At 67.2% G+C, this 16,138-nt stretch carries 10 protein-coding genes; all 10 read left to right on the forward strand.

The genetic code is table 11. From position 1 onward, the window contains the following. The first annotated feature begins 297 nt into the window (after window positions 1-297). The 10 genes from ugpB (at window position 298) to J5T34_RS09245 (ending at window position 16,110) form a co-directional block, all read left to right on the forward strand. Window positions 298-1,629, forward strand: a complete 1,332-nt coding sequence (gene ugpB / locus J5T34_RS09200; RefSeq protein WP_174108425.1) for a sn-glycerol-3-phosphate ABC transporter substrate-binding protein UgpB — start codon at window positions 298-300, stop codon at window positions 1,627-1,629. Window positions 1,630-1,770: 141 nt separating this feature from the next. Next, entirely contained in the window at window positions 1,771-2,652 is an 882-nt protein-coding gene (gene ugpA, locus J5T34_RS09205) for a sn-glycerol-3-phosphate ABC transporter permease UgpA (RefSeq protein ID WP_208579494.1), read from the forward strand. Window positions 2,653-2,724: 72 nt separating this feature from the next. Continuing rightward, window positions 2,725-3,573 (forward strand): sn-glycerol-3-phosphate ABC transporter permease UgpE, encoded by an 849-nt coding sequence (gene ugpE / locus J5T34_RS09210; RefSeq protein ID WP_174108427.1) that lies wholly within the window; start codon window positions 2,725-2,727, stop codon window positions 3,571-3,573. A 229-nt stretch (window positions 3,574-3,802) separates the two neighbouring features. Beyond that, a complete protein-coding gene (locus tag J5T34_RS09215) occupies window positions 3,803-4,915 on the forward strand; it encodes a sn-glycerol-3-phosphate import ATP-binding protein UgpC (RefSeq protein WP_208579495.1) in 1,113 nt (370 codons plus the stop codon). Between the two features lies 1 nt (window position 4,916). Beyond that, complete coding sequence (gene ugpQ, locus J5T34_RS09220) at window positions 4,917-5,705, forward strand: glycerophosphodiester phosphodiesterase (RefSeq protein ID WP_208579496.1); 789 nt, start codon at window positions 4,917-4,919, stop codon at window positions 5,703-5,705. A gap of 386 nt (window positions 5,706-6,091) precedes the next feature. Then, complete coding sequence (locus J5T34_RS09225) at window positions 6,092-8,944, forward strand: 2-oxoglutarate dehydrogenase E1 component (RefSeq protein WP_208579497.1); 2,853 nt, start codon at window positions 6,092-6,094, stop codon at window positions 8,942-8,944. Window positions 8,945-9,122: 178 nt separating this feature from the next. Further along, a complete protein-coding gene (gene odhB, locus J5T34_RS09230) occupies window positions 9,123-10,412 on the forward strand; it encodes a 2-oxoglutarate dehydrogenase complex dihydrolipoyllysine-residue succinyltransferase (protein ID WP_208579498.1) in 1,290 nt (429 codons plus the stop codon). Window positions 10,413-10,558: 146 nt separating this feature from the next. Beyond that, on the forward strand, window positions 10,559-11,995 hold the full coding sequence (gene lpdA, locus J5T34_RS09235) for a dihydrolipoyl dehydrogenase (protein WP_208579499.1): 1,437 nt from the start codon (window positions 10,559-10,561) through the stop codon (window positions 11,993-11,995). 262 nt (window positions 11,996-12,257) lie between these two features. Continuing rightward, window positions 12,258-13,355, forward strand: coding sequence for a cell division protein ZapE (gene zapE, locus J5T34_RS09240; RefSeq protein ID WP_208579523.1), 1,098 nt, complete (start codon window positions 12,258-12,260; stop codon window positions 13,353-13,355). 130 nt (window positions 13,356-13,485) lie between these two features. Continuing rightward, window positions 13,486-16,110 (forward strand): heavy metal translocating P-type ATPase, encoded by a 2,625-nt coding sequence (locus tag J5T34_RS09245; RefSeq protein WP_208579500.1) that lies wholly within the window; start codon window positions 13,486-13,488, stop codon window positions 16,108-16,110. The last annotated feature ends 28 nt before the right edge of the window (window positions 16,111-16,138 follow it).

Consider the following 16,138-nt stretch of genomic DNA (forward strand, 5'->3'; position numbering starts at 1 on the left):
GCGCAGCGCGGCGGCGGGCAGCGAGGCGGGGAACACCGGCGGGGCGGGGAGGGCGGGGTGGATTTGCGGGGTCGACATGGCGGCGCATTGTACCTCGCGGTCACGGTGGCCTAAGCTAAGTCACGGCGCTGTCATCTGGCTTGCCGCCGGCCCGAATCGACCGCGAGCCGGCCTGGACATTGGTAGAAACGCTCGGTTTCTCGGCGCGCGTGAGCGGAGTAACATCCGCTTGTCACAAAAAATGCATACATTCAGCCGGTTTCCGACTGGGTGACGCAATAAAGAGGAGAGCCGTCGATGACCATCCGCCGCAGTATCACCGTCAAGCTGGCCGCCGCGGCCGCCGCCGTGGCCGCGCTGAGCGCCACGGGCGCCGCGCACGCCGCCGTCGAAGTCCAATGGTGGCATGCGATGCAGGGCGCGCTGAACGACAAGGTCAATGAGGTCGCCAACAAGTTCAACGCCAGCCAGACCGAGTACAAGGTCGTGCCGGTCAACAAGGGCAACTACGACGAGACCCTGGCGGCGGGCATCGCCGCCTTCCGCGCCGGCAGCGCCCCGGCGATCCTGCAGGTGTTCGAGGTCGGCACCGCGACCATGATGAGCGCCAAGGGCGCGATCAAGCCGGTCTCGACCGTGATGAAGGAAGCCGGCGAGAAGTTCGACCAGAAGGTCTATATCCCCGCGGTGGCGGGCTACTACACGTCCGCCAAGGGCGAGATGCTGTCGTTCCCGTTCAACAGCTCGACCACGGTCTTCTACTACAACAAGGACGCCTTCAAGAAGGCCGGCCTCGACCCCGAGAAGCCGCCCAGGACCTGGCCCGAGGTGATGCAGTACTCGGCCAAGATCAAGGCCTCGGGCGGCAACTGCGCCTACACCACCGACTGGCAGGGCTGGGTCCATCTGGAGAGCTTCTCGGCCTGGCACAACACGCTGTACGCCACCAAGAACAACGGCTTCGGCGGCACCGATACGCGCCTGGTGTTCAACAGCCCGCTGCACGTCAAGCACATCGGCAATCTGCAGGACATGGTCAAGAAGGGCTACTTCAGCTACGGCGGCCGCAAGGCGGAGTCGGGCGCGAAGTTCTTCAATGGCGAGTGCGCGATGTTCACCGGCTCGTCGGCGACGCTGGCCAACGTCCGCAAGAACGCCAAGTTCGCCTTCGGCGTGTCGCAGCTGCCGTACTACCCCGATGTCGAGGGCGCCCCGCAGAACACCATCATCGGCGGCGCCTCGCTGTGGGTGATGGCCGGCCGCAAGCCCGAGGAATACAAGGGCGTGGCGAAGTTCTTCAGCTTCCTGTCGCGCCCCGAGGTCCAGGCCGACTGGCACCAGGCCACCGGCTATCTGCCTGTCACGACGGCGGCCTATGAGCTGACCAAGAAGTCCGGCTTCTACGAGAAGAATCCGGGCGCCGACGTGTCGGTGCAGCAGATGGTCGTCAAGACCACCGACAAGTCGCGCGGCGTGCGGCTGGGCAACATGGTCCAGGTGCGCACCGTGGTCGACGAGGAACTCGAGGCGGTCTGGGCCGGCAAGAAGGAGCCCAAGGAAGCGCTCGATACCGCGGTCAAGCGCGGCAACGAGCTGCTCGAGCGCTTCCAGCGCACCGCCAAGGAGTAAGCGGCAACCAGCGACCGGCGCCGCGTTCCGCGCGCCGGCCGGCCGCCTGCGATTCTGTCGCGCACCTGCCGCCGTCCTCGGCCGGCGGCAGGTCCGATTCCTCCGGGGCGCCGCGACGGCGCTCCTTTGCTTTCGCCACGCATGGAAAAACGCGTCGTCTTCCGTTCGCCCTGGCTGCCGTATCTGCTGGTCTTGCCGCAGATCGCCATCACGCTGATCTTCTTCTTCTGGCCCGCAGGCCAGGCGCTGTACCAGTCGGTGCTGCAGCAGGATGCGTTCGGCATCAGCCTCGAATACGTCGGCGCGGCCAACTTCATGACGCTGTGGAACGACCCGAACTACATCGAGTCGTTCCGCGTGACCGCGATCTTCGCGTTTGGCGTCGCGCTGCTGGGCATGTCGTTCGCGCTGCTGCTGGCGTATTTCGCCGATCGCGCACTGCGCGGCGCGGTCGCCTACAAGACGCTGCTGATCTGGCCGTACGCGGTCGCGCCGGCGGTCGCGGGCGTGCTGTGGATGTTCCTGTTCAATCCGACGCTGGGCATCGTCTCGTACATGCTGCGCAAGATGGGGGTGGACTGGAACTTCCTGCTCAACGGCGATCAGGCCATGCTGCTGGTGATCATCGCCGCGGCGTGGAAGCAGGTCAGCTACAACTTCCTGTTCTTCCTGGCCGGGCTGCAGAGCATTCCGCGCTCGCTGATCGAGGCCGCCGCGATCGATGGCGCCGGGCCGTGGCGCCGCTTCTGGTCGATCGTGTTCCCGCTGCTGTCGCCGACGACCTTCTTCCTGATGGTGATCAACGTGGTGTACGCGTTCTTCGACACCTTCGCCATCATCGACGCGGTCACGCACGGCGGGCCGTTCAACTCGACCAACACGCTGGTCTACAAGGTCTATCACGACGGCTTCCGCGGCATGGATATCGGCGGCTCGGCGGCGCAGTCGGTGATCCTGATGGCGATCGTGATCGCGCTGACGGTGGTGCAGTTCCGCTACGTCGAGCGGCGCGTCCAGTATTGAGCGGCGGCCGATGAACAATGCAATGCACACCGCAATGAAGACCGCAATGAAGACGGCAGACAGGTATCCCACATGGTAGAGCGGCGTCCCTTCCTCGATTTCCTGACCCACGTGGTGCTGATCGTCGGCATCCTGATCGTGGCCTTCCCGGTCTATGTGACCTTCGTCGCCTCGACGCTGACCGCCGAGGAGGTGCTGGACGCGCCGATGACGCTGATGCCGGGCCCGCATCTGCTGGAGAACTACCGCACCGTGCTGTTCGAAGGCGTCGGCGTGGCGGCGGCCCCGGTCTCCACCATGCTGATGAACAGCATGATCATGGCGCTGGGTATCTCGCTGGGCAAGATCGCGATCTCGATCATCTCGGCCTTCGCGGTGGTGTACTTCAAGTTCCCGCTGCGCAAGACCTTCTTCTGGATGATCTTCATCACGCTGATGCTGCCGGTCGAGGTGCGCATCCTGCCGACCTACGAGGTGGTGTCGGACCTGGGCATGCTCGACAGCTATGTCGGCCTGACGGTGCCGCTGATCGCCTCGGCCACCGCGACCTTCCTGTTCCGGCAGTTCTTCCTGACGGTGCCGGACGAACTGGCCGAGGCCGCGCGCATCGACGGGGCGGGGCCGATGCGCTTCTTCCTCGACGTGCTGCTGCCGCTGTCGAAGACCAGCATCGCAGCGCTGTTCGTGATCCAGTTCATCTACGGCTGGAACCAGTACCTGTGGCCGCTCCTGATCACCACGCAGAAGTCGATGATCCCGGTGGTGGTCGGCGTCACGCAGATGATCTCGCGCTCGGGCGATGCCGCCACCGACTGGAACCTGGTGATGGCGACCGTGATGCTGGCGATGATTCCGCCGGCCGTGGTGGTGATCCTGATGCAGAAGTGGTTTGTGAAGGGATTGGTGGAGACCGAGAAGTAAGGAACGGCTGTAACGGTCGCCCTTGCACGATGGTTTTCTCCCCTCTCCCGCCTGCGGGAGAGGGGCGGGGGAGAGGGCAAAGGGCGCCGGAATCCGCGAACATGCTCGCAGTGTCGACCGCTGTTCCCTCTCCCCCAACCCCTCTCCCGCGAGGCGGGAGAGGGGAGCAAGACCACGCAGCCCATCGCCGCAATCGGCCAAATCGATCGATATCGAACAACAGAAACACATGGCAAAACTGTCGCTCCGAAACGTTCAGAAGACCTACGCCGGCAATGTCGCCGCCGTGCACGGCATCGACATGGAAGTCGACGATGGCGAGTTCGTCGTGATCGTCGGGCCGTCGGGCTGCGGCAAGTCGACGCTGCTGCGGATGGTCGCGGGGCTCGAGACCATCACCGGCGGCGAGGTCCATATCGGCGATCGCGTGGTCAATCAGCTGGAGCCGGCCGAGCGCGATATCGCGATGGTGTTCCAGAACTACGCGCTGTATCCGCACATGACCGTCTACGACAACATGGCGTACGGTCTCAAGATCCGCGGCATGCCCAAGGCCGAGATAGAACAGCGCGTGCGCCATGCGGCCGGCATCCTCGAGCTGGCGCCGCTGCTCGAGCGCAAGCCGCGCCAGCTGTCCGGCGGCCAGCGCCAGCGGGTGGCGATGGGGCGCGCGATCGTGCGCGAGCCGGCGGTGTTCCTGTTCGACGAGCCGCTGTCGAACCTGGACGCCAAGCTGCGCGTGCAGATGCGGCTGGAACTGAAGGAGCTGCATCGGCGCCTGCGCACCACCAGCCTGTATGTCACGCACGACCAGGTCGAGGCGATGACGCTGGCCGATCGGATGATGGTGCTCAACGGCGGGCGCGTGGAGCAGATCGGCACGCCGCTGGAGGTCTATGCACGGCCCGCCAGCGTTTTCGTCGCCGGCTTCATCGGCTCGCCGCCGATGAACCTGATTCCGGTGGTGCGCAACGAAGCGGGGCAGGGCACGGTGCCGTCGGACGCGCCGATGCGCGTGCTGGGCCCGGACGGTCAGCCGTCCGAGGCGACGCTCGGCCATCTGCCGATGGGACTGCATCTGCCGCAACAGGCGCTGCTCGGATTGCGGCCCGAACATCTGGAACCCTGCGCCGCTCACGAGGCCATCGCCCACATCGACGTGCGCGTGGTCGAGGCGCTGGGGGCGGACTCCTTCGCCTACGGCACGCTCGGCGGCCAGCAGGTGGTGGTCCGGCTCGACAGCCATATGCCTGTGCGGGCCGGCGAGAAGCTGCCGGTGACAGCTTCGAGCGACCACCTGCACTTCTTCGACCACGCCAGCGGCAAGCGGATCGAGGCCTGAGATGGCGGCCGACCTCCAGCGTCCCGATTCCCCGGCGACCGCGGGCACGCTGCCGCCGTGGCCCTATCCGCGCACGATCGCCCATCGCGGCGCCGGCAAGCTGGCGCCCGAGAACACGCTGGCGGCCTTCCGCCACGGCGCCTCGTTCGGCTACCGGATGTTCGAATTCGACGTCAAGCTGTCGGCCGACGGCAAGCCGGTGCTGCTGCACGACGCCACGCTGGAGCGCACCACCAGCGGCCGCGGCCGCGCCGATGCGCTGACGCTGGGCGAACTCGCCCAGCTCGACGCCGGCAGCTGGCACAGCCCGGCCTATGCCGGCGAACCGATTCCGACGCTGGCGGCGATCGCGGCCTACACCCGCGCCAACGGCCTGCACGTCAATATCGAGATCAAGCCGGTGCCCGGCACCGAGGCCCGCACCGGCGCCGCGGTGGCGCTCGACGCACTGGCGCTGTGGGCCGGCGCCGCCGTGCCGCCGCTGCTGTCGTCGTTCTCGGAGGCGGCGCTGGAGGCCGCGCGCCGGGTCGCGCCAGACCTGCCGCGCGCGCTGCTGCTCGACACGCTGCCGGCCGACTGGCTGGACCGGCTGGCACGGCTGGGCTGCGTCGCGCTGGACGCCAACCATCGCGAACTGAACCAGAATGTGATTGAGGCGGCTCATCGCGCCGGTTATCGGGTTGCCTGCTATACCGTCAACGATCCGGACCGCGCCGCCGCCTTGCTCGAATGGGGCGTCGATGCCGTGATTACCGACGCGGTCGACCGTATCGCGCCGCTCGGCGGATAATCGGCCCAATCAAGCCGGGGAGAATGAAAGCCGGCTGAAAGAAAGCGACGGCATTTCGCAACAGCATTCCCTGATAGCGAGCGGGTTTCTGGGCAAGAAAACCGGCAAGGCGCGCAATACCGCGGGAAACCGTTGGGTCGGTGTTGCACTACCGGAAAAGAGCGATGGACGTTTGCGCAAACGTGCTATTCTTACGCGCAGTGAAGACTTAAGGTCCTTCCCCGCACAACTTGCCCTTCCGGGCTTCTGCGCGCCGGCACCCCAGTGGTGCCGTTTGCTTAGGGGCCTTCAAGAGTTGTTTGCAATCCGCTAACCGGTCAAGCCGTGTCGCGGAAGGTTGATAAACCCGCTTAACTTCGGCATACCCGAAGAATAGTGAGCGCCCCATGATGCAGCAGTATCAGAGCAATTCGTACCTCTTCGGCGGCAACGCGCCGTACGTGGAAGAGCTGTACGAAGCCTACCTCCAGAATCCCGCCTCGGTCCCCGACAACTGGCGCGCGTACTTCGACGCGATGCAGAACGTGCCGGCCGCGAACGGCACCGCCTCCCGCGATATTCCCCACGCCCCGATCGTCGCCTCGTTCGCCGAGCGCGCCAAGCAGGGCCCGATCCGCACCATCGTCGCCTCGGCCGATGCGGACATGGGCCGCAAGCGCGTCGCCGCGACCCAGCTGATCGCCGCCTACCGCAATATCGGTTCGCACTGGGCCGACCTCGATCCGCTCAAGCGCCAGGAGCGTCCGCCCCTGCCGGATCTGGATCCCGCGTTCTACGGCTTCTCCGAGGCCGACCTGGACATCGTCTTCAATGCCAGCAACACGTATTTCGGCAAGGAGACGATGAGCCTGCGCGAACTGCTGCAGAACCTGCGCGAAACGTATTGCAGCAGCATCGGCGCCGAATTCATGTACATCAGCGACCAGGCGCAGAAGCGCTGGTGGCAGGAGCGCCTCGAATCGACGCGCGCCCGTCCGGTGTTCACGGCCGAGAAGAAGAAGCACATCCTCGAGCGCCTGACCGCCGCCGAAGGCCTGGAGCGCTTCCTGCATACCAAGTACGTCGGCCAGAAGCGCTTCTCGCTCGAAGGCGGCGAGAGCTTCATCGCCGCGATGGACGAACTGATCCAGCGTGCCGGCAAGCAGGGCGTGCAGGAAATCGTCATCGGCATGGCCCACCGCGGCCGCCTGAACGTGCTGGTCAACACGCTGGGCAAGATGCCCGCCGACCTGTTCGCCGAATTCGAAGGCAAGCACGTCGACGATCTGCCCGCTGGCGACGTCAAGTACCACAAGGGCTTCTCCAGCGATGTCTCGACCGAAGGCGGCCCGGTCCACCTGTCGCTCGCCTTCAACCCGTCGCACCTGGAAATCGTCAACCCGGTGGTCGAGGGCTCGGCCAAGGCGCGCCAGGAGCGCCGTGGCGAAGCCGGCCATCGCGAGGTGCTGCCGGTGCAGGTGCACGGCGACGCGGCCTTCGCCGGCCAGGGCGTCGTGATGGAAACGCTGAACCTGGCCCAGACCCGCGGCTACGGTACCGGCGGCACGATGCACATCGTGATCAACAACCAGATCGGCTTCACCACTTCGGACCCGCGCGACGCCCGTTCGACGCTGTACTGTACCGACGTGGTCAAGATGATCGAAGCGCCGGTGCTGCACGTCAACGGCGACGATCCCGAGGCGGTCGTGTTCGCGATGCAGCTGGCGGTGGACTACCGCATGGAGTTCAAGAAGGATGTCGTCGTCGACATCATCTGCTTCCGCAAGCTGGGCCACAACGAGCAGGACACCCCGGCGGTCACGCAGCCGCTGATGTACAAGAAGATCTCGCAGCATCCGGGCACGCGCAAGGTCTACGCCGACAAGCTGGCCACGCAGAACGTGGTGCCGGCCGAGTTCGGCGACGAGCTGGTCAAGGCCTACCGCGCCGCGATGGACGCGGGCAAGCACACGGTCGATCCGGTGCTGTCGAACTTCAAGAACAAGTTCGCGGTCGACTGGATGCCGTTCCTGAACCGCAAGTGGACCGACGCCGCCGACACCGCCGTGCCGGTGACCGAGCTGAAGCGTCTGGCCGAGCGGATCACCACGATCCCCGAACAGTTCAAGCTGCATCCGCTGGTCGAGAAGGTGATCAAGGACCGCGCCAACATGGGCCGCGGCGATCAGCCGCTGGACTGGGGCATGGGCGAGCATCTGGCTTTCGCCTCGCTGGTCGCATCGGGCTATCCGGTGCGCATCACCGGCCAGGACGCCGGCCGCGGCACCTTCACGCACCGCCACGCGGTGCTGCATGACCAGAACCGCGAGCGCTGGGATGCGGGCTCGTACGTGCCGCTGCAGAACGTGTCGGAAGGCCAGGCCCCGTTCACCGTGATCGACTCGGTGCTGTCCGAGGAAGCGGTGCTGGGCTTCGAATACGGCTACTCGACCGCCGAGCCGAACGCGCTGGTGATCTGGGAAGCCCAGTTCGGCGACTTCGTCAACGGCGCGCAGGTCGTGATCGACCAGTTCATCTCGTCGGGCGAAGTCAAGTGGGGCCGCGCCTCGGGCCTGACGCTGATGCTGCCGCACGGCTACGAAGGTCAGGGCCCGGAACACAGCTCGGCGCGCATCGAGCGCTTCCTGCAGCTGTGCGCGGACCACAACATGCAGGTCTGCCAGCCGACCACGCCGGCGCAGATCTTCCACCTGCTGCGCCGTCAGATGATCCGGCTGTTCCGCAAGCCGCTGGTCATCATGACGCCGAAGTCGCTGCTGCGTAACAAGGACGCGGTGTCGCCGCTGTCGGATCTGGCCAAGGGCCATTTCGAGACCGTGATCGGCGAACACGAGGAACTGAACGCCAGCAAGGTCAAGCGCGTGATCATGTGCTCGGGCAAGGTCTATTACGACCTGGTCGCGACGCGCAAGGAGCGGGGCGCCAGCGATGTCGCCATCATCCGCCTCGAGCAGCTCTATCCGTTCCCGCACAAGGCGGTGGCCGCCGAACTGAAGAAGTATCCGAACGCCACCGAGATCGTGTGGTGCCAGGACGAGCCGCAGAACCAGGGCGCCTGGTTCTTCGTCCAGCACTACATCATGGAGAACATGACGGAAGGGCAGAAGCTGGGCTACGCCGGCCGTCCGGCATCGGCTTCGCCGGCCGTGGGCTACTACGCCAAGCACAACGAGCAACAGAAGGCGCTGCTGGACGCGGCGTTCTCCAAGCTCAAGGGCTTCGTGCTGAGCAAGTAAGCGCCAGTGCGGGCAGGGCGCGCCGGTTGGCGGGCCCTGCCGCGCTGCGCTTGCGCATCCGCCCTGCCATCCCCGATCGCATCGCATCGAACCGCGCCAGTCGCCTCCCTTAGTCACGACTGCGCCGGTTCGCCCCGAATACCGCTGCATCCACGCATTTACCGAGGAAACTCACACCATGGCCATTGTTGACGTCAAGGTCCCGCAACTGTCCGAATCCGTCGCCGAGGCGACCCTGCTGAACTGGAAGAAGAAGCCCGGTGAAGCCGTCGCCCAGGACGAAATCCTGATCGAAATCGAGACCGACAAGGTCGTGCTCGAAGTGCCGGCACCCTCCGCAGGCGTGCTGTCGCAGATCGTCAAGAACGACGGCGACACCGTGACGGCCGATGAAGTCATCGCCAAGATCGATACCGAAGCCACCGCTGGCGCCGCCGCTCCCGCTGCCGCCGCGCCCGCAGCGGCACCGGCGGCTGCCGCGCCCGCACCGGCTCCGGCCGCTGCTGCACCGGCTCCGGCCGCTGCTGCACCGGCTGCCGCCGCTCCCGCCGCCGCCGGCGCCGTGGCGATGCCGTCGGCCGCCAAGCTGATGGCCGAGCAGGGCCTGTCGGCCGGCCAGGTTGCCGGTACCGGCAAGGATGGCCGCATCACCAAGGGCGACGTGCTCGCCGCCGGTTCGGCCCCCGCCGCCAAGGCCGCGCCGGCTCCGGCCGCCAAGCCGGCGCTGCAGCAAGTGTCCGCCCCGGTCGACTTTGCCGCGCTGGGCGATCGTCCGGAAGAGCGCGTGCCGATGAGCCGCCTGCGCGCCCGTATCGCCGAGCGTCTGCTGCAATCGCAACAGACCAACGCCATCCTCACCACCTTCAACGAAGTCAACATGAAGCCGGTGATGGATCTGCGCAACAAGTACAAGGACCGCTTCGAGAAGGAACACGGCGTCAAGCTGGGCTTCATGTCCTTCTTCGTCAAGGCGGCGGTTCACGCGCTGAAGAAGTACCCGATCATCAACGCTTCGGTCGACGGCAACGACATCGTCTACCACGGCTACTTCGACATCGGCATCGCGGTCGGTTCGCCGCGCGGCCTGGTGGTGCCGATCCTGCGCAACGCCGACCAGATGAGCCTGGCCGACATCGAGAAGAAGATCGCCGAGTTCGGCACCAAGGCCCGCGACGGCAAGCTGTCGCTGGACGAGCTGTCGGGCGGTACCTTCTCGATCTCGAACGGCGGCGTGTTCGGCTCGATGCTGTCGACCCCGATCATCAACCCGCCGCAATCGGCGATCCTGGGCGTGCACGCGACCAAGGACCGCGCCGTGGTCGAGGACGGCCAGATCGTGATCCGTCCGATGAACTACCTGGCGATGTCCTACGACCACCGCATCATCGACGGCCGCGAAGCCGTGCTGGGCCTGGTGGCGATGAAGGAAGCGCTGGAAGATCCGGCCCGCCTGCTGCTGGACCTGTAATCGCAGCATCCGCCGCGGTCTCCCGAGGCGGGAGACCGCGCGCCGCCTGGAGCGCGAGCCCGGCGGCCAACCGAATGCAACACCATGCCGCGCGCCGGCCCCGACCCAAAACGGGGCAGGGCGCGCCGACGCAACGAGGAATTCCCATGAGCAAACAATTCGACGTGCTGGTGATCGGCGCGGGCCCCGGCGGCTATATCGCCGCGATCCGCGCGGGCCAGCTTGGCCTGAACGTCGCCTGCTGCGAAGGCAATCCGTACGACGATCCGAAGGGCGAAGCCCGCCTCGGCGGCACCTGCCTGAACGTCGGCTGCATCCCGTCGAAGGCGATGCTGGCCTCGTCCGAAGAGTTCGAGAACGTGCAGCACCACCTGGCCGACCACGGCATCACCGTCGGCGACGTCAAGGTCGATATCGCCAAGATGCTCAAGCGCAAGGACGATATCGTCGGCAAGATGACCAAGGGCATCGAGTTCCTGTTCCGCAAGAACAAGGTCACGCTGTTCAAGGGCTTCGGCAAGTTCGTCGGCAAGAATGCCGACGGCTTCCAGGTGGAGATCGCCGGCAAGGCCGGCACCGAGACCATCACCGCCAAGCAGGTGATCGTCGCCACCGGTTCCAAGGCCCGCCATCTGCCCGGCATTCCGGTCGACAACAAGCTGGTCAACGATAACGAAGGCGCGCTGAAGTTCGCCGAAGTGCCGAAGAAGCTGGGCGTGATCGGCGCCGGCGTGATCGGCCTGGAGCTGGGCTCGGTGTGGCGCCGCCTCGGTGCCGACGTGACCGTGCTGGAGGCGCTGCCGGCGTTCCTGGGTGCCGCCGACGAAGGCGTCGCCAAGGAAGCGCAGAAGCTGCTGACCAAGCAGGGCCTGAAGTTCAGCCTGGGGGTCAAGGTCAATGAGGTCAAGACCGGCGACAACAACGTCACCGTCAGCTACACCGACAAGGACGGCAACGCGCAGACGCTGGAAGTCGATCGCCTGATCGTGTCGGTCGGCCGCGTGCCGAACACCGACAACCTGGGTCTGGACGCCGTCGGCCTGGGTACCGACGAGCGCGGCTTCATTCCGGTCGACGAGCATTGCGCGACCTCGGTGCCGGGCCTGTGGGCGATCGGCGACGTGGTGCGCGGCCCGATGCTGGCGCACAAGGCCGAGGACGAAGGCGTGGCCGTGGCCGAGCGCATCGCCGGCCAGAAGCCGCACATCGACTACAACTGCATTCCGTGGGTGATCTACACCTACCCGGAAATCGCCTGGGTCGGCAAGACCGAGCAGCAGCTCAAGGCCGAGGGCCGCGAGTACAAGTCGGGCCAGTTCCCGTTCGTGGCCAACGGCCGCGCGCTGGGCATGGGCGCCTCGGACGGCTTCGTCAAGATGCTGGCCGATGCCAAGACCGACGAGATCCTGGGCGTGCACGTGGTCGCGGCCAATGCTTCGGACCTGATCGCCGAAGCCGTGGTGGCGATGGAGTTCAAGGCCGCCAGCGAGGATATCGGCCGGGTGTGCCACCCGCACCCGTCGATGTCCGAGGTGATGCGCGAAGCCGCGCTCGCGGTGGACAAGCGTCAGCTCAATATGTAAGGCCGGTGTTCTCTCTCTCCCGCTTGCTGATTGCGGTTGGCGGGAGCGAGGGCGACAACCTGCTCCCTCTCCCGCTTGCGGGAGAGGGTTGGGGAGAGGGCAGGGCGCTTGCAGGAGCGCTGCCGGTCGATTGACCGCTGCTTTCCCTCTCCCCCGGCCCCTCTCCCGCACGCGGGAGAGGGGAGTCTCGCGGTGCGGCGGCGTGCGCCATGCGTTCGCCGCCGCCGATCCGTCGATCTGCCGCTTCCATTCCTTCCCCCCGATGAACGTCACCGAGTACTACCACCACGAACTGCAGCAGCGCGGCTATCGGTCCGACGAGGCGCAGTTGCGCGCGGTGGCGCGGCTGCAGCAGTGCTACGACGAATGGGTCGCCTACAAGCAGCGGCGCAACAATGCGCTGAAGAAGCTGCTGATCCGGCCGGAGGTGCCCAAGGGCGTCTATCTGTGGGGCGGCGTGGGGCGCGGCAAGTCCTTTCTGATGGACAGCTTCTACCACTGCGTGCCGGTGGTCCGGAAGACCCGCCTGCATTTCCACGAGTTCATGCGCGAGGTGCACCGCCAGCTCGAGGAACTGCGAGGCCGGCCCGATCCGCTGGACGAGCTGGCCAAACGGATCGCCCGCAAGTACCGGCTGATCTGTTTCGATGAATTCCATGTCAGCGATGTCGCCGACGCGATGATCCTGCATCGCCTGCTCGAGCAGATGTTCGAGAACGGCGTGCAGTTCGTGATGACGTCGAACTACCGCCCGGACCTGCTGTATCCGGACGGGCTGCATCGCGACCGCATCCTGCCCGCGATCGCGCTGCTCGAGCGCAAGCTCGACGTGCTCAACGTCGATGCCGGCATCGATTACCGCAAGCGCACGCTGGAGCAGGTGCAGGCTTACTACACGCCGCTGGACGCCAAGGCGAGCGCGGCGCTGCGGGATTCCTTCGCCGCGCTGGCCGGCATCGCCGACGAATCGCCGATCCTGCATATCGAGAAGCGCGAGCTGCATGCGCTGCGCAAGGCCAACGGCGTGGTCTGGTTCGACTTCGCCACGCTGTGCGGCGGCCCCCGTTCGCAGAACGACTATCTGGAACTGGCCGAGCGCTTCCACACCGTGATCCTGTCGGACGTGCCGAAGATGACGCCGCGGATGTCGTCGGAAGCGCGCCGCTTTACCTGGCTGGTCGACGTGTTCTACGACCACAAGGTCAAGCTGCTGATGTCGGCCGAGGTGCCGCCCGACGAGCTGTATGTCGAAGGCCAGATGGCCAACGAATTCCATCGCACGGTGTCGCGCATCATCGAGATGCAATCGCGCGAATATCTGGAAGCGCCGCGGCGCACCGGCGCCACCGAGCTGGCCTGAGCGTCCTCGGCCGCCTGGGCGGCCACCCGCCGCACGGCCTTGCAGGGCGTACCGATTGCGTGCGCCTTGATCGGGATCAATTCGCCGCGCCCGCGCGGTCCCTAGAATCGATCGGACATCCAGGAATACGATGCCGATCGCCTTCGCCCATTCATCCCCCTCCGACTCCTCCGCGCCCGCGCTGCGGACCGCGGCCAACGGCACCGTCACCGCCACCGCAGCGGACGACGCCGCCTGCTTCCATTGCGGGCTGCCGGCGTCGGCCGCGGACACGCTGCACGCGGCGGTCGGCGGCGTGGCGCGCCGCTTCTGCTGCGCCGGCTGCCTGGCGCTGGCGCAGGCGCTGGATCGGGCCGGCTTTGCCCATCTCTATGCCGGCGAATTCCGCTTCGGCCGGCCGCTCGACGACGCCGCACGCGCGCGGCTCGAGCCGGTCTGGCAGGCCTACGACACCGAGGAGCTGCGCGCGCGCTTCGTCCGGCGGCTGGACGGTGCGAGGGCGCAAGAGCCCGAGGCACGATCCGAGGAACGCTTCGAAATCACGCTGGCCCCCGAGAACATCCGCTGCGCCGCCTGTGCCTGGCTGATCGAGCAGAAGCTGGCGCAGCTGCCCGGGGTCGAATCCGCGGTCGCCAATCTGGCCACGCGCCGCGTGCTGGTGCGCTGGCGCGGCAACGCGTTGACCGTCGCCGGCCTGCTGGGCGCGCTTGCCGATATCGGCTACACCGCGTGGCCGTTCGAATTCTCCGCCGCGGACCGGCAGGACAGCGTGGCGCGGCGCGGCCTGCTGATGCGGCTGGCGGTGGCCATGCTCGGCATGATGCAGGTGATGATGTACGCGTGGCCGGTCTACACGCACGAAGGTTCGATCGATGCCACGCATCTGCGGCTGCTGCAGTGGGCGAGCCTGGCGCTGACGCTGCCGGTGATCGTCTACAGCGCGGCGCCGATCTTTGCGGGCGCGTGGCGCAGCCTGCGTCAACGCCATGTCGGCATGGACGTGCCGGTCGCGCTGGGGCTGGCGGCGGCCTTCGGCGCCAGTCTGCTTGCCACCGTGCGCGGCACCGGCGAGGTCTACTACGACTCGGTCACCATGTTCGTCGCCTTGCTGCTGCTGGCGCGCTATCTGGAACTGCGTGTGCGGCAGGCCTCGCGCAGCGGTGCCGAGATGCTGGCGCGGCAGTTGCCGGCCACCTGCGAACGGCTGTCGTCCGACGGCACGGCCCGCCGCGTGCCGGTGGCGCGCTTGATGCCGGGCGACCGTGTGCGCGTGCGCGCCGGCGAGATCGTGCCGGCCGATGGCGAGATCCTGGAGGGCCGCAGCGATCTCGACGAATCGATGCTGAGCGGCGAGAGCCGGCCGGTGCCGCGCGGACCCGGGCAGCCGGTGCTGGCCGGCTGCTACAACGCCAGCAGTCCGCTGGTCATCGAAGTGCGGCAGGTCGGGGCCGGCACGCGTCTGGCGGAAATCGTCGCGCTGCTGGAGCGCGCGCTGACCGACAAGCCGCGGCTTGCGGTGGTCGCCGACCGCGTGGCCGCCTGGTTCGTGGCGGCGCTGCTGGTCATTGCCGCGGCCGTTGGCCTGCTCTGGTGGGTCATCGCACCGGAGCGCGCGCTGATGGTGACCGTTGCGGTGCTGGTGGTCAGCTGCCCTTGCGCGCTGTCGCTGGCGACGCCTGCGGCGCTCGCGGCCGCCGGTGCGGCGCTGTCGCGGCGCGGCGTGCTGCTGACGCGCGGCCATGCGCTCGAGTCGCTGGCCGGGGTCACCGATGTCGTGCTCGACAAGACCGGCACGCTGACCGAAGGGCGCTTTGCCGTGGCCAACGTGATTGCGCTTGGCGATCTGGCGCAGGCCGAGTGCCTGGCGCTGGCCGGCGCGCTGTGCCGCAGCGGCGAGCATCCGGTGGCGCGGGCGCTGGTGGCCGCAGCCGACCGCGCAGCGCAGCCGTCCGCCGCCGGCGAGGGCATCGCCGGCATGGAATTCGCACAACGACTGCGCGGCTTGCGCAATCGTCCGGGGCAGGGTGTGGAAGCGATGCTGGACGGCCGCGCGATCCGGGTCGGCCGGCGCGACTTCGTCGGCGCGCTGGGGCCGGCCGGGCGCGCGCGCGATGACGCCGCCGCGCTCGAAGCCTGGCGTGGCCATCTGCACGATGGCGCCTCGCCGGTGTGGCTGGGCGACGAACGGGGGCCGCTGGCCGTGTTCGTGCTGTCCGATACCGAGCGTGCGCAGGCCGCCGATCTGCTGGCGCGCCTGCGTGCGCTGGGCCTGCGTTGCCATCTGATATCGGGCGACAGCCAGCCGACGGTGCGCTGGTGGGCGCGGCATTTCGGCATCGACGATGCCCAGGGGCGCGTCAGTCCCGAGGGCAAGCGCGACTACGTCGCCGCGCTGCAGCGCGACGGGGCCGTCGTGCTGGCGATCGGCGATGGCATCAACGATGCGCCGGTGCTGGCGCAGGCGCAGGTCTCGATTGCGCTCGCGAGCGGCGCGCCGCTGGCGCAGGTCGGCGCCGATGCGGTGCTGACGCACGACGGCATCGCCGAGATCGCCGCCGCGCTGGCCATCGCGCGCCGCACGCGTGCGGTGATCCGGCAAAACCTCGGCTGGGCTTTTGCCTACAACATGGTCGCGATTCCGCTGGCCGCGAGCGGCCACGTCACGGCGTGGATGGCGGGGCTCGGCATGTCGCTGTCGTCGCTGCTGGTGGTCGCCAATGCCTGGCGCTTGCTGCGCGTGCCGAAGGGGCGCTAGCGATGGACACGCCGTGATGGATACCCCG

The organism is Cupriavidus gilardii (genome assembly GCF_017598945.1).
GTDB lineage: Bacteria > Pseudomonadota > Gammaproteobacteria > Burkholderiales > Burkholderiaceae > Cupriavidus > Cupriavidus gilardii_E.